12 protein-coding genes are annotated in these 13,925 nt (G+C 68.1%); 4 read left to right on the forward strand and 8 right to left on the reverse strand.

What is annotated here, in order from left to right:
- The first annotated feature begins 27 nt into the window (after positions 1-27).
- The 3 genes from OG474_RS02255 to OG474_RS02265 are packed head-to-tail and all read left to right on the forward strand — an operon-like array spanning position 28 to position 2,446.
- On the forward strand, positions 28-222 hold the full coding sequence (locus OG474_RS02255) for a hypothetical protein (RefSeq protein ID WP_405060477.1): 195 nt from the start codon (positions 28-30) through the stop codon (positions 220-222).
- A 34-nt stretch (positions 223-256) separates the two neighbouring features.
- Positions 257-1,606 (forward strand): SPFH domain-containing protein, encoded by a 1,350-nt coding sequence (locus OG474_RS02260; protein WP_405060478.1) that lies wholly within the window; start codon positions 257-259, stop codon positions 1,604-1,606.
- A gap of 57 nt (positions 1,607-1,663) precedes the next feature.
- Positions 1,664-2,446 carry a M23 family metallopeptidase gene (locus tag OG474_RS02265; protein WP_405060479.1) on the forward strand — a complete coding sequence of 261 codons (783 nt, stop codon included), beginning with the start codon at positions 1,664-1,666 and terminating at the stop codon, positions 2,444-2,446.
- Between the two features lie 53 nt (positions 2,447-2,499).
- Here OG474_RS02265 and OG474_RS02270 read toward each other — a convergent pair whose 3' ends face one another.
- The 3 genes from OG474_RS02270 to OG474_RS02280 all read right to left on the reverse strand — a co-directional run bounded on the left by OG474_RS02270 (position 2,500) and on the right by OG474_RS02280 (position 5,595).
- Positions 2,500-3,636: a S1 family peptidase gene (locus tag OG474_RS02270; RefSeq protein ID WP_405060480.1), complete on the reverse strand. Its 1,137-nt coding sequence runs from the start codon at positions 3,634-3,636 to the stop codon at positions 2,500-2,502.
- Between the two features lie 97 nt (positions 3,637-3,733).
- Positions 3,734-4,372: a response regulator gene (locus tag OG474_RS02275; protein ID WP_405060481.1), complete on the reverse strand. Its 639-nt coding sequence runs from the start codon at positions 4,370-4,372 to the stop codon at positions 3,734-3,736.
- Positions 4,363-5,595 carry a histidine kinase gene (locus OG474_RS02280; RefSeq protein WP_405060482.1) on the reverse strand — a complete coding sequence of 411 codons (1,233 nt, stop codon included), beginning with the start codon at positions 5,593-5,595 and terminating at the stop codon, positions 4,363-4,365. The genes OG474_RS02275 and OG474_RS02280 overlap by 10 nt, the downstream gene beginning before the upstream one ends.
- 110 nt (positions 5,596-5,705) lie before the next feature.
- Between OG474_RS02280 and OG474_RS02285 the strand changes: the two genes are divergently transcribed.
- Positions 5,706-6,575: a type II CAAX prenyl endopeptidase Rce1 family protein gene (locus tag OG474_RS02285; RefSeq protein WP_405060483.1), complete on the forward strand. Its 870-nt coding sequence runs from the start codon at positions 5,706-5,708 to the stop codon at positions 6,573-6,575.
- A gap of 3 nt (positions 6,576-6,578) precedes the next feature.
- Here OG474_RS02285 and OG474_RS02290 read toward each other — a convergent pair whose 3' ends face one another.
- From OG474_RS02290 to ffh, 5 genes are all read right to left on the reverse strand, one after another.
- Positions 6,579-7,955 (reverse strand): N-acetylmuramoyl-L-alanine amidase, encoded by a 1,377-nt coding sequence (locus tag OG474_RS02290; RefSeq protein ID WP_405060484.1) that lies wholly within the window; start codon positions 7,953-7,955, stop codon positions 6,579-6,581.
- Positions 7,956-8,096: 141 nt separating this feature from the next.
- On the reverse strand, positions 8,097-9,215 hold the full coding sequence (locus OG474_RS02295; protein WP_405060485.1) for an amidohydrolase family protein: 1,119 nt from the start codon (positions 9,213-9,215) through the stop codon (positions 8,097-8,099).
- A gap of 24 nt (positions 9,216-9,239) precedes the next feature.
- On the reverse strand, positions 9,240-10,379 hold the full coding sequence (locus tag OG474_RS02300; protein ID WP_405060486.1) for a lytic transglycosylase domain-containing protein: 1,140 nt from the start codon (positions 10,377-10,379) through the stop codon (positions 9,240-9,242).
- 215 nt (positions 10,380-10,594) lie between these two features.
- Positions 10,595-11,929 carry a lytic transglycosylase domain-containing protein gene (locus OG474_RS02305; RefSeq protein ID WP_405060487.1) on the reverse strand — a complete coding sequence of 445 codons (1,335 nt, stop codon included), beginning with the start codon at positions 11,927-11,929 and terminating at the stop codon, positions 10,595-10,597.
- Between the two features lie 155 nt (positions 11,930-12,084).
- The gene (gene ffh / locus OG474_RS02310) at positions 12,085-13,650 is read right to left on the reverse strand and encodes a signal recognition particle protein (protein WP_405060488.1); all 1,566 of its coding nucleotides are present in this window, start codon (positions 13,648-13,650) and stop codon (positions 12,085-12,087) included.
- Positions 13,651-13,925: the final 275 nt, after the last annotated feature.

Raw genomic sequence — 13,925 nt, forward strand, 5'->3', positions numbered from 1 at the left:
GCAGCAGCGGTACGTCGGAGGGGCGTCATGGTTGGCAAGCGGGGACGCGTGATCGGGCGGATCGCACCAGGAATCGTCGGCGAAGTGATGCTGCCGGTCCGTGGTGCCACCGAAGCCTTCTACGCTTACCCCGCGGTCGACGAAGAGATCGAGGTCGGCGCGCAGATCGTGGTCGTGGACTACGACCCGCCGCGGACCGTCTACGTCGCCCGCGCCTTGTAGCTCACGCTGTAGCTTCTGGTTCCCTGGAGGGGAAATGCTCTGGACGTACGTGATCGGTGGCGCCATCGCCCTGGTCGTACTACTGCTCTTGTTCCGGATGGTTTGGCGGGTCGCCGAGCCCAACGAGGCACTCATCATCTCCGGCCTCGGCGCACACTCGAGCTCGGAGCAGGTCAACGAGACCCTCGGCTTCAAGATCGTGGTCGGTCGTGGCACCGCGGTTCTCCCCGGTTTCCAGACGGTACGGCGGTTGCCGCTGGACATCCGGGCCACTCCGCTGACCGTGACCTGTGTTTCCAGCCAGGGGATTCCGCTGCACATCAAGGGCGTCACGGCGTACAAGGTCGGTGACGACTACGGCTCGATCGCGAACGCGGCGCGGCGCTTCCTGGAGCAGAGCGACGAGCAGGTGATGAGCACGATCCACGAGCTGTTCGCCGGTCACCTGCGTGCGATCGTCGGCTCGACCACGGTCGAGGAGATGCTGCACGACCGGGAGACCCTGACCACGAACATCCGTGGCTCGCTGGCCGGTGACATGGAGAAGCTCGGCCTGGTGGTCGACTCGCTGCAGATCCAGGAGATCGACGACGAGTCCGGCTACATCCGCAACCTCGGCCGTCCGCAGGCCGCCGCCGTCGAGGCCGCGGCCCGGATCGCGCAGGCCGAGCGGGACAAGGAAGCCACCGAGCGCGAGCAGGTCGCCGCGGCGGCCAAGGCGGCCGCCGTCCGGCAGAGCTCGATCGCCCAGGCCGGCTACCAGGCCGAGGTCGACCAGGCGCGGTCGAAGGCGCAGCAGTCCGGCCCGCTGGCCGAGGCGCTGGCCCGCCAGCAGGTTGTGGTCGCCGAGACCGAGACCGCCAAGCTGAACGCGTCGCTGGCCGAGAAGCAGCTGGAGTCGTCGGTGCTGAAGCCGGCCGACGCCGAGGCGTACAAGCAGCGCACGCTGGCCAACGCGTCCCGCGACGCGCAGATCGCCTCCGCCGAGGCGAACGCCCGCGAGGTGACGCTGCGCGGTGAGGCCCAGGCGAAGGCGACCGAGCTGAACGGTAAGGCCGAGGCGGCCGCTGTACAGGCGAAGGCGATGGCTGAGGCGGCCGGTATCAAGGCCCGCGCCGAGGCGCTCGCCACCAACACTGACGCGGTCGTCGCCCAGCAGCTGGCCGAGGCCTACCCGGAGATCGTCCGCGCCGCGGCAAGCTCGTTCGAGAAGGTCGGCAACATGGTCGTCCTGAACGGTGCCCAGGGCATCGAGGACACCCTGGTCAGGACGATCACCATGGGTGGTTCGGGATTCGCGCTGGCCAAGCAGCTGATCGAGTCGCTGAGCACCAAGAGCGAAGACGCCAAGCCCTTACCGCAGAGCACGACAGAAGCGCTCTGACATTTAGTAACTACTCTGGGTCTTGCGTGGTTTGTTGTTCACCACGACACTGCAAAAATGCCGCCCAGAAAATTCTTAGCAGTTCTCGCCGCGCTCCTGCTCGGTGCCGCCACCCTGGTGGCCGCACCGCTGCAGGCGCAGGCCGCGCCGAACTTCAAGGCCCCGTTCCCCTGTGGCCAACGCTGGACCTACAGCCACCACTCCGGTGAGGTCCGCCGCGCACTCGACTTCATCCGCTCCGACGGAGGCACCACTGGCGGTACGCCGGTGCTCGCTTCCGCGGGCGGTACGGCGTACCGGTTCTCCCAGCCCAGTGGCGCCGGTAACTACATCGCCATCGAGCACGGCGGTGGCTGGAAGACGTACTACTTCCACCTGTCCGCGTACTCGGTGGCCAACGGGCAAGTCGTTTCCCAAGGCCAGCAGATCGGAGTGACCGGTACGACCGGCGCTTCGACCGGACCGCACATCCACTACGAGCAACTGCTCAACGGTGTCGGCCAGAACATCGTCATCAACGGCAGCGGGCTCGCCTACCCGGGCTCCTACGGCAGCTACCACCTGACCAGTGACAACGGTTGCGGTGGGCCCGGAAAGCCCTTCATGACCTGGGGTTCCGACGTCGCCGTCCGCACCGACGCCAAACTGAGCGCCGGCCTGGTCACACGACTGGCCGGTCCGACCTCGGTGCGGGTGCTCTGCCAGAAGCAGGGCGACACCGTGACCGCCGAGGGCTACACGAACAACTGGTGGGCCAAGCTGGCCTCACCAGCCGGCTTCATGACCAACATCTACATCGACGATCCGAACGCGAAGCTCCCCGGCGTACCGGATTGCTGAGCACAGGTGGCCCGGATCCCCTCTTGCGCGGGGAATCCGGGCCACCTGTCTCGTTAGGCCGTGTGCAGCGTCAGACCGTAGGCCTGAAGGATCTCGTTGACCGGCTGGAACCAGGTCTCACCGCCACCGCTGCAGTCTCCCCAGCCGCCGGACGTGACGCCCTGCGCCTGGTCACCGGTGATGAACGACCCGCCCGAGTCGCCGCCCTCGGCGCAGACACTGGTCTTGGTTGCTCCGTAGAACAGTTGACCGTTGCCGTAGTTCACTGTCTCGTTCTTGCCCGTCACATTGCCGCAATGCCAGTGTGAGGTCGAACCGCTGCGACAGACTGACGATCCGATCGGCGCTTCCCACGATCCGCGGACGAGCGAGTCACTTGTCTGGCCCCAGCCGATGACGACGGGGACGGTCCACCAGCCGTAGCCGGTTGCGACCCAGGCATAGTCGTTGCCGGGGAACGACCAGGCCCGGAAGTCACCCTGGTCCGAGTTGTCCCAGCCGCGAACCCTTCCGCTCCGGCCACAGTGGCCGGCGGTGACATAACCGCCGTACACGGAGAAGCCGATCGAGCAGCGGATGTTGCTGACGTAGTACGGGTCGCCGCCGACCGTGCCGGCCGCGAACGTCCGCGGCGCCTGGGCCGCGACCTCCCGGACCGTCACGGTGCCGGACTTGGCGACGTTGGCCACGAACGCGTCGACGGCCTGGGATCGCTTACCTGCTTGGACATTGATCGCCACACTGCCGGTCTTGGGGTCGGCCGACCAGCCGCTGACCTCAGCAGGCACAGCTTTGCCGGCCAGCTTGTCGACGGCACTCTTCTGCTTGTCCAGCACAGCGGCGGTCTTCGGTACGGCGACCGTCCCGACACCGGTCGCCTGTACGGCGGCGGTCCGGGTCGAACCGGCAAGCCCGACGACCAGCTTCTGCTGGGCGGCGTCGTACCAGGCACCGCCGAACTCCGCACCGGCAGCCTTCTGGGCGGCCGGCAACAGTTTGGCGGCATCGGTCTCGGACTTGAGCCGCTCGTTCATCTGCTGCTCGGTCAGTCCGAAGTCCCGCTGCATCGCGGCGGCCTGACCGGAAACGGTCAACGGCTTGTCGATGCCGGAGGCAACAGCTTGGCCGGCGAACTGTCCGGGAACGCCGATCGCGCTCACGGCCAGTACGGCGGCAACGAAAATCTTCATGGATCTCTCCCTCACCTAGGGGCGGTTTCGGTGGGTGTGAGAGCGCTCTCTGGACTGAGAGTGGCGTACGTCGCACGGATCGTCAAGACCGCATGCGTCAGAGTCCCAAGTAGGCCAGAACCGCCAGCACACGGCGATGTCCGGAATCGGACGGCGGCAGGTCCAGTTTGAGGAAAACGTTTCCAACGTGTTTGTGCACGGCACCTTCGGAGACGATGAGCTTCTCCGCGATCGCGGTGTTGCCGAGACCTCCGGCCATCAGCGCGAGGACTTCACGCTCGCGCGGGGTGAGGCGATCGAGCGGATTGCTCTTCTTCACCATCAGCTGGCTGACCACTTCGGGGTCGAGCACCGTGCCGCCGGCCGCGACCCGGCGTACCGCCTCGAGGAACTCGTCGACGCGGGAGACGCGGTCCTTCAGGAGATAGCCGACGCCCTCACTGCCGGCCGCGAGCAGTTCAGCCGCGTAGATTTCCTCGACGTACTGCGAAAAAACCAGCACCGGAAGGCCGGGGCGGACCCTGCGCGCCTCGATCGCGGCGCGCAGGCCCTCGTCGGTGAAGGTGGGCGGGAGGCGTACGTCGACGATCGCGATGTCCACCTCGTGCGCGGCCAGCTTCTGCGCGAAGGCGTCGGCATCGGCGGCGACCGCCGCCACCTCGAACCCCGAATTGCTCAGCAGCAGACCGAGCCCCTCGGCCAGGATCGGATTGTCCTCGAGGATGATCACTCGCACGGAAGGATGACCTCGATCATAGTGGGTCCGCCGATCGGGCTGGTCAGCTCCAGGTGACCGTCGATCGCTTGCACACGATGGAGCATGCCATGCAGGCCACTCCCCCGTCCCAGCAGGTCGGACTGCTCGTTGATGCGCGCGCCACCGATCCCGTCGTCGGTGATCTCCAGGTAGAGCTCCGGACCGCGCCGTTCCAGCACCACGTCGACCCGTCCGGCCGCAGAGTGCTTCGTGATGTTCGTGAGCGACTCAGCGACGACGAAGTACGCAGCGGCCTCGACCGGGGCCGGGACCTGCCCGAGCTCACCCATGCGCAGTTCGACCGGTAGTGGACACCGAGCGCACAGTGCGGCGACCGCACCGGCCAGACCACGGTCCTGAAGGATCGGCGGGTACATGGTGCGCAGTACGCCGCGGAGCTCGTGCATGGCTTGTTCGGCGCCGTCCCGAGCATCGTCAAGCAATTTGGCGGCCTTCTCCGGGTCATCCGCCATGACCTGCTTGGCGATCCCGATGCGCACCGCGAGTGACACCAACTGGGCCTGAGTACCGTCGTGCAGGTCCCGCTCGATCCTGCGGAGCTCAGCGCCGTGGGAGTCCACTGCACCCGCCCGGGTCCGAGTGAGCTCGTCTACCCGCTGATTGAGCCGCACGGTCTCCAGTTGCTCTGCACTAGGCGCAAGGAGGTTGTTGACCGCGTTGGCATGCCCACGTGCCACCGCCGGCGCGACCCAGGCCAGCGTCCCCAGCCCCAGCGCGGCCTGCAACGGCACCAGCCACGCGACGTCCCACCAGCTGTCGATGCCGAGGCCCATGATGCTGAAATTGCCAGGGTCGATCGGCCACAGGACTCCGGACAGCACCGCACTCGGTGCGGCGAAGATGGCGAACACCGCGATGAACAGCTCCGGCACCATCGCGAGCACGCCCAGGTAGAGCCTGAGGCTCCGCTTGAACGACTTGTCCCGGAACAGCGTCACCAGATCGCCGGAAGCCCGCTCTGCGGCCGCCGGAAGCTGGGGCGCCTCAGACTGGCCCAAGAACTTGCCGGCCCGGTCCAGCTCACTGTTCGCCAGCCGCACCAGACCGGCCGTCACACCGGGAAGCAGCCAGCCGAACAGGACACTGATCGGCGTCGCCGCCATGAGCACGACAGCCTTCAGGTACCGGATCGTCAGGTACCCACACGCCGATACCCCGCGGGACAGCCTCTTCGTCAACATGGCTCAAGCCTCCTCCACCACAGGCGTCCCAGTCGGTACAGCAGGCTCTACTCTTCACCCACCCCCACACTGGATCGTAACCACGCGCCAGCGCTCGTAGCGTCACTTGGATGACGACGACAGCTCAACCCCGCCTGCACCGCCCACCCCGAGCCGACCTGCCCATCTACCTCGCACTCGCCTTCGGCGGGATCTGGCTGGCCATGTCGCCGCTGCTGCTCAGCGGCTTCCAGCGCACAGGCAACAGACCTGCCATGGGCACGTTCGAGACGGTCTGCATCTTCGCCGCCATGCTGACCCCGGCCCTGGCTGCGGTGTTCGTACTGCGCTATGTCGTGAAGGTGCCCGACCTCCGGGCCGCACTGGGCCTCGTCTTGCCCAGGCCGTGGCGCAAGGGCCTCGCGGACTGCGCGCTAGCGATCGCCGTGCCGCTGGGACTCACCGTGGCGTCACTGGTGGTCGCCTGGCTGGCGGGTGGGTACGAGTTCGACCTCAGCAGGCTGTTCGAGCTTCAGATGCTCGGCTGGGTCGGCGCTGCTGCGTTCCAGGTAGTGATCGGCTTGCCGTTCTTCTACGGCGAGGAGCTGGGCTGGCAGGGGTACCTGCTGCCGCGGATGCGGCGGTACGGGCTACTACCGGCGTACGTGCGGACCGGGGTCATCATGGCGCTGTGGCACCTGCCGACGCTGCTGATGGGTGGGCAGTACCCGGGACACTCCATGCTCGCCTCGGTGGGGAGCTTCGTGGTCGCCTGCCTGCTGGTGCTGCCGATCTTCAGCTGGCTGCGGCTCCGCTCGGGTTCCGTGCTGCCCGCCGTACTGGCGCATGCGGTGGTCAGCAACGTGAGCACTCGCCTGGTGTGGCAACTCAGCGCGCCCGGCCAGGACCTGGACCCGATGACTGTGGGTCTGCAGGGCTGGCCGGGCTGGCTGGTGATGGGAGTCCTCGTCAGCTGGCTGGCGTGGACGAAACGGCTGTGACTGCTAGCACACCGGGACCCCAGGGAGCTTCGGGTTCGGGTCGGAGATGTAGATGTTGGTCATGTAGCCGCCCTGGTCGCGGAGCTTGGCCCACCAGTTGTTGGTGGTGCCCTCCGCCGTGACGGAGTCGCCCTGGACCTGGCAGGTGACGAAGACCTGCGTCGGGCCGGGGAGCTCGGTGACGATGGTGCCGTTCAGGCGGGGCGTCGCGCGGACGCGGACACCGCTGCCGTAGGTGGTGAAGTTGTACGTCGGCGGGTTCGGGTTGCCGCCGTTCACCAGCTGCATGTAGTAGGTCCAGTTCCAGTTCGGACCCGGGTCGGTGTGCGTCTGGTTCGGGAACTCGCTGTGACCCTTGATGTGGGCCCGGTCCTTCGGGATACCCCGCCGGTCGGCGATGTTGCGGACCAGTGCCGCGGACGCCTTGTACATCGCATCGGTGAACCAGGACGGCTGGTCGACGAAGCCTTCGTGCTCGATGCCGACCGTGTAGCCGTTCTCGGTGCCGACGTGCCAGGCCTTGTCCTTCTCGGCCACCATCTGGGTGACCTGGCCGTCGCTCGACCGGATCACGTAGTGCGCGCTGACCTGGGCCGACGGGTTCTTGAACCAGCTGATGGTGCCGGCATACGAGCCCTGGGTCACGTGGATGGTGATCGCGGTGATCGCCTTGGTCCGGCCGACGGTGTAGTTGCTGGTGCTGGCCGCGTTCCAGATCGCGCCCGGGTAGTCGACCGCCTGGACCGACGACGCACTCCTGGTGCCCAGCGGGGCCACCTTCGTGTACGCGCCGAGCTGCGGGGTGACCTTCTTCGGCGCGACCGTGACACCTTCGGCCTGCACACCGGATCCGATGATCCGGTAGACCTCGTCGGTGTACAGGCGGGCGGTCGGTCCGTCGGCGGAGTGCGAGTACTTCGCGACGACCTCGTACCAGCGACCCGAGTCCTTGCGGGCGTCGCCGGCCAGTCCGGCGGCATCGGCGTACGAGTCGAGGACCGCGGCGGCGCCGTCGATGTTCGAGGGCGTGTCCTTGGCCAACTGCTCGACCGGCAGACCGGTCAGCTTGGCGGCCTCGGACATGGTCGGGTTCTTGTTGTTGCTGACCAGGTGCATGACGCCGTAGCCGTTGGCCTGGCTCGGCTTGCCGTCATGGCCGTCCAGGTGCGACTCCGCGTACCCGACGGCGACGAGCACCTCACGCGGTACGTCGTACTTCGCGGACGCGTTGGTGAACGCGGTCGAGATGTCGACCGGGCCGGCGGGCTCGGACGGCTGCGCGGCGTTGCTCGGCAGTGCGCTCAGCGCGAGCGCGCCGGCGGCCGCCGCGGCCAGCAGGGCGGAGAGTCTGGGCACGGGTACTCGGGCGATTTTCCCCATGGGCGGTTCCTTCCCTTGGTCGGTCCACCGAGGGGCGGTCGGTGGTCCCGAATGCAAGCTAGCCGTCACGCTAGGCGAAAACCTTCCGTCATGACCAGTAGTTGAGTGAACTTTTTCCCGTCACGGCGTGAATTCGCCTCGTCACGCGATTCTGCCACGCAGGACGATCACCTTCGGGGACGACAGGACGGCCGAGTTCAGCCGCGGATCCTCCTCGTAGACGACCAGATCGGCCGGATCGCCCGGCTGCAGCGTGCTCGGCACCCCGAGCCACTCGCGCGCCGCCCAGGAGCCGGCCGCCAGCGCCTGCTCCCCCGACATACCGATCCCGGTCAGCGCCTGGATCTCGCTCGCGATCAGGCCGTGCCCGAGTACACCGCCCGCATCGGTCCCGGCATACACCGGCACCCCGGCCTCGAACGCATCCCGGAGCCGATGCAGCCGACGCTCGTACAGGTCGGTCATGTGCGCCGAATAGACCGGAAACTTGGCCGCTGCCTGCTCGGCATACTCCGGGAAGTTCTCCAGCTGGATCAGAGTCGGTACGACGGCCACCTGGCGCTCGGCCATCAGCGCCAGCATGTCCGGCTCGACACCGGTGCCGTGCTCGATGCAGTCGATCCCGGCAGCGAGCAGATCGGGCAGGGCGTGCTCACCGAAGACGTGCGCGGTGACCCGGGCTCCGAGCTCGTGCGCGCGGGCGATGGCCGCGTTCAGCGCCTCGGCCGGCCAGCAGGGGGTCAGGTCGCCGGCCCCGCGATCGATCCAGTCGCCGACCAGCTTCACCCAGCCGTCGCTGCGGAGGGCCTCCTGCTCGACGTACGCGACCAGCTCGTCGGGCTCGATCTCCCAGCCGTAGTTGCGGATGTAGCGCTTCGAGCGGGCGATGTGCCGGCCCGCCCGGATGATCTTCGGCAGATCCGGCCGGTCGTCGATCCAGCGGGTGTCGGTCGGCGAACCGGCATCGCGGACCAGCAACGCACCCGCGTCCCGGTCGGCGATCGCCTGCAGCTCCGCGGTCGCCTCGTCGACACCACCATGGGTGTCGAGGCCGATGTGACAGTGCGCGTCGACGAGGCCGGGGATGATCCAGCCACCGGTGTGCACGGTGGTGACATCAGCAGTGGCGGGCCGGTCGACGACCAGCCCGCCACTCAGATACAGCTCCTGTCGCTCACCGGACGGCAGCACCGTGCCGACGAGCTTGAGTACGCCGGACGACCGGGGCGGTGGGGTGGGGAAGGAATCCGGCACAGTCATGGACTGACCGTATCCGGCGTGGGATCACCCGTGCGAGCCGCCGCCCGGCGTACACGTCGGGGTGGTCGGGTCCGCCGTACACGGCGTGCCGCTCGGGGTCTCCGACGGCGTCGGCGTGGGAGTCGGCGTCGGGGTCGGAGTGGGGGTCGGCGTCGGCGTGGGAGTCGGCGTCGGGGTCGGCGTCGGCTTCTGGGTCGGCGGCTTGGTCGGCTTGTGCGTCGGCGGCTTCGTCGGCTGCTCCACCGGGTCCGGCGTCGTCGTCGGCACCGTTGTCGGCGGCTTGGCCGTCGGGGTCGGCGTCGGCGTCTTGGTGTCGTCCGGCACGTCCGGGACCTCGCGCGGGTCGGTCTTGCGCTCGGCGTTACCGGCCGGCTTCGGGACCGACAGCTGACCCTTCTCGTTCGGGATCAGGACCGCGTTCTTGCTGTAGACGCGCATCCACTTCAGCACCGTGGCGACGAAGTCCTTGGAGTGCTGGTACCGCAGCAGTGACTCCACCAGGTCGCGCGGGCGCTTCAGGTCATCACCCTCGGCGCACAGGTAGACGGCCACCGTGGTGACCGCGTCGTACACGTTGTTGGGGTTGCGGAAACCGTCTCCGTTGCCGTCGGCGCCGAAGTCGGCCCACACCTGCGGGATGATCTGCATCGGGCCGACGGCCCGGTCCCAGGTCAGGTCGCTGTCGAACTTGCCCTTGTCGCTGTCCGGGATCTTGCCGTTGCCGCCCTTGCCGTTCAGCATCGGGCCGAAGATCTTGCCGCGGGTGGTGCCGGCCACGTCGACCCGGCCCCCGCTGGCGTGGTCGGACTCGACCTTGCCGATCCCGGCCAGCAACGGCCAGGTGAGACCACAGTTCGGCCGGACCACGGCGAGATTCGCGGTGGCGCGGCGGTAGGCGGGGAAGACCCCGCGCGGGATGCCGTTGACGGCCCCCGGACGCCCGGGACGGACCACCGAGCGGCCGTCGGTGGCCCCCTGGACGGGCACGTCGGCACGGGCAGGCTTGTCGGATCCGAGCCGGCCGTCCACTCCGGGACGCTGCGGCACGATCATCGTCAGTTCGTCGAACTCACCGCTGTTCAGTCCGGCTCCAGGCTGTGGAGCAACCGGACTGTCCGTCGCGAGCTGGCCGGAGGCACCGGCCCCACCCGAAGCCACTGTCACGATTGCCCCGACCAGGAGCGGGACCGTACACAGTGACGCGATGATTATTTTGACCCGACGGTTTCCACTACGGGTTAGGCGCATAGTCGGCTCAACGACCGATGCGCCAAAAAGTTACATCAAGTCGATGCAAAGTTACCCGGCCCACCCTTGACCCGCGCGAACGGGCAGTGCAACGGCACGAAATCGTGCAGAACAAGGGGTTTTCGGCGCGGTCAGTTACCCGGCTGGGGTGCCACCTGCTGCGTCGATCCGGCCGGGGTCGGGTTCGGCGTCGTACACGGCGACGGGGTGGTCGTCGGGTCGTCGGCCTGTGCCTTCGCCTGCTGACCTGTCGCGTCGCCACCGCTCGGCGTACCTGCCGGGGTGTCCGGGTCCGACGGGGTCGGAGTCGGGGATGTCGGCGGGGTGGTGGGCGGCGTCGTGGGCGGCGTCGGCGTGCAGACCGGCGGCGTCGGCGTCGGGGTGGTCGGCGGCTTGGGGGTCGACGGCGGCGGCGTGTACGGCGGCTTCGGCGACTTGGTGGACGTCGGCGGCGTGCTCGGCTTCGTCGGCCAGGTCGGCCTCGGGGTCGGCTTCGGCGTGGTCGGCTTCGGGGTCGGTGTCGGCGTGACCGTCGGAGTCGGGGTCGGCGTCGGGCCGGTGGTGTCGTTCCGCGTCGGGTTGTCCACGTTGCCGTTGGTGTCCGGCGGGGTGATCACGCCGTCCGTGTTCGGAACCGTCACGGTCTGCTTGGAGTAGGACTGCATCCAGCGCAGCACGGTGGAGACGTAGTCCATCGAGTGGTTGTAGCGCAGGACCGACTGGACCAGCCCCTGGGCGTCGGCCAGGTTGGACCCACCGGAGCAGAGGTAGTCACCGGCCGCCCGCGCCGCGTCGTACACGTTGTGCGGGTTCTTGACGCCGTCGCCGTTGCCGTCCGCGCCGAAGGACTTCCAGGTGCCCGGGATGAACTGCATCGGGCCGACCGCGCGGTCCCACTGCTTGTCGTCGTCGAACTGGCCCTGGTCGGTGTCGGAGATCGCCGCCATGCCCGGGCCGCCGTTCAGCACCGGGCCGAGGATCTTGCCGCGGGTGTCGCCGTTCGCCTCGACCTTGCCGCCGTTGGCGTGGTCGGACTCGACCTTGCCGATACCGGCCAGCAGCGGCCAGGTGATGTGACAGTTCGGCTTCGCGAGGGCGAGGTCACTCGCGACCTTCTGGTACGCCGCCAGCACGGTGCTGGGGATGCCGGAGGTGTCGCCGGTGATACCGGGGATCGGCTGGGGGGTGCCGTCGGTGCTGCCCGTGACCGGGACGGTGACCGTCGACTTCTCCTGGGTCGGCAGACTGCCGTCCACGCCGGGCTGGCTCGGGACGTTGTTGACCAGGTCGTCGAAGACCGCGTCCGGGCGCTGGGTGGCCAGGGCGTGCGCGTCGACGATGAACGTGTTCGACGTGACACCGCCGACGACGAACACCGCGACCATCGCGGTCGGCGGAGCCAAGCACACCCAGGTAGCGGTGAGCTTCCCCCGCCACGTGTCCAGGTTCTTGAACTGCTGCCTCATCCGATCCGTCCTTCGACGTTTCCGCAGTACTGGCTTTCTCCGGGCGTAGGGACGATCTTAGCGGCCCCAGGTTCATGGACAACCGGTAACGGGGTGTCACTTCGTGCAGTGACCGGTTGTCCGATCGGGCAGGTGCGGTGCCCGATCACTGCCCGCTACTGACCGCCGAGCATCTTCTTGAGGTCGTCCGGCAGCTCGAAATCGCCGCCGTTCTGGCCGCCACCGCCGAACGCGGCCGGCAGCTGGCCCGGCTGCGGCTCCTGCGGCTGGGGCGCGCCACCGGCCCGCTTGGCCGGGTTGCCCGAACCGCGCTTCTTCCCCTTGGCCAGCTTCTGCTGCTTCGCCTTGCGGCCGCCCGCGGCGCCGGCGCCGGGCATCCCCGGCATTCCGGGCATCCCCGGGATGCCCTTGCCGGAGGCCATCGCGGACATCATCTTGCGAGCCTCGAAGAACCGCTCGACCAGGCCGCTGACGGTGGCGACCTCGGTCCCCGAACCCTTCGCGATCCGGGCCCGGCGGGAGCCGTTGATGATGTTCGGGTCGGTGCGCTCGGCCGGGGTCATCGAGTGGATGACCGCCTCGATGCGGTCGATCTCGCGCTCGTCGAAGTTCTCCAGCTGGTCCTTGAACTGGCTGGCGCCGGGCAGCATGCCGAAGATCTTGGTCAGCGGGCCCATCTTGCGCACCGACTGCATCTGGGCGAGGAAGTCGTCCAGGGTGAAGTCCTTGCCGCCCTTCTTCTGCAGCTTGGCGGCGGTCTTGGCCGCCGCGTCCGCGTCGAAGGTGCGCTCGGCCTGCTCGATCAGGCTCATCACGTCACCCATGCCGAGGATGCGCGACGCCATCCGGTCGGGGTGGAAGACGTCGAAGTCCTCGAGCTTCTCGCCGTTGCTGGCGAACATCACCTGGCGGCCGGTCACCTGCGCGATCGAGAGCGCCGCACCACCGCGGGCGTCACCGTCCAGCTTGGACAGCACCACGCCGTCGAAGCCGACCCCGTCGAGGAAGGCCTGCGCGGTGACCACCGCGTCCTGACCGATCATCGCGTCGACGACGAACAGGATCTCGTCCGGGTTCACCGCGTCGCGGATGTCGGCGGCCTGCTTCATCAGCTCCTCGTCGACACCCAGCCGGCCGGCCGTGTCGACGATCACCACGCTGTGCTGCTTGGCCCGCGCCTCGTCCATCGCCTTCCGGGCCACGTCCACCGGATCGCCGACACCGTTGCCCGGCTCGGGCGCGAACACCGGCACCCCGGCCCGCTCACCGACCACCTGGAGCTGGGTGACCGCGTTCGGACGCTGCAGGTCGGCCGCGACCAGGATCGGCGTCTGGTGCTTGGTCTCCTTCAGCCACTTGGCCAGCTTGCCCGCGAGGGTCGTCTTACCGGCACCCTGCAGACCCGCCAGCATGATGACCGTCGGCGGCCGCTTCGCCATCCGCAGCTCACGGGTCTCCCCGCCGAGGATGCCGACCAGCTCCTCGTTCACGATCTTGATCACCTGCTGCGCCGGGTTCAGCCCCCCGCGCACCTCGGCCCCGCTGGCCCGCTCCCGGATCTTCGCGATGAACTCGCGGACCACCGGCAGCGCGACGTCCGCCTCCAGCAGCGCGATCCGGATCTCCCGCGTCGTCGCCTCGATATCGGCGTCGGTCAGCTTGCCCTTGCCGCGCAGATTCTTGAACGCAGCGGACAACCGATCGGAAAGCGTGTCGAACACGGGAAAGTCCATCCTCTAGCGAGCACCGAACAACTCCACGAGTCTACCGGCCACCCACGCCCCGCCCCGCCTTGAGCACGGTTCAGTCATCCAGACCGCCCCCCAGATGGTCGATGGGAGCTCAAAGCACGCCACCAGCGGCCCCTTGAGCACGGTTCGACCATCCGCAGGGCAGATGCGTGGTTGATGCGTGCTCAAGGCGATTGACGTCGTTGGTTGACAGGGGTGGACGGGGATTGGAGGATTAACCACTCTTGCGTTGATTAGCGGTTAGG

Source organism: Kribbella sp. NBC_01505 (genome assembly GCF_045040285.1).
GTDB lineage: Bacteria > Actinomycetota > Actinomycetes > Propionibacteriales > Kribbellaceae > Kribbella.

What these genes read in the sequence shown, in the direction of transcription:
- OG474_RS02255 (WP_405060477.1), top strand. Translation starts at nt 28, where the DNA reads ATGGTTGGCAAGCGGGGACGCGTGATCGGGCGGATCGCACCAGGAATC.
- OG474_RS02260 (WP_405060478.1), top strand. Translation starts at nt 257, where the DNA reads ATGCTCTGGACGTACGTGATCGGTGGCGCCATCGCCCTGGTCGTACTA.
- OG474_RS02265 (WP_405060479.1), top strand. Translation starts at nt 1,664, where the DNA reads ATGCCGCCCAGAAAATTCTTAGCAGTTCTCGCCGCGCTCCTGCTCGGT.
- OG474_RS02270 (WP_405060480.1), bottom strand. Translation starts at nt 3,636, where the DNA reads ATGAAGATTTTCGTTGCCGCCGTACTGGCCGTGAGCGCGATCGGCGTT.
- OG474_RS02280 (WP_405060482.1), bottom strand. Translation starts at nt 5,595, where the DNA reads ATGTTGACGAAGAGGCTGTCCCGCGGGGTATCGGCGTGTGGGTACCTG.
- OG474_RS02285 (WP_405060483.1), top strand. Translation starts at nt 5,706, where the DNA reads ATGACGACGACAGCTCAACCCCGCCTGCACCGCCCACCCCGAGCCGAC.
- OG474_RS02290 (WP_405060484.1), bottom strand. Translation starts at nt 7,955, where the DNA reads ATGGGGAAAATCGCCCGAGTACCCGTGCCCAGACTCTCCGCCCTGCTG.
- OG474_RS02295 (WP_405060485.1), bottom strand. Translation starts at nt 9,215, where the DNA reads ATGACTGTGCCGGATTCCTTCCCCACCCCACCGCCCCGGTCGTCCGGC.
- OG474_RS02305 (WP_405060487.1), bottom strand. Translation starts at nt 11,929, where the DNA reads ATGAGGCAGCAGTTCAAGAACCTGGACACGTGGCGGGGGAAGCTCACC.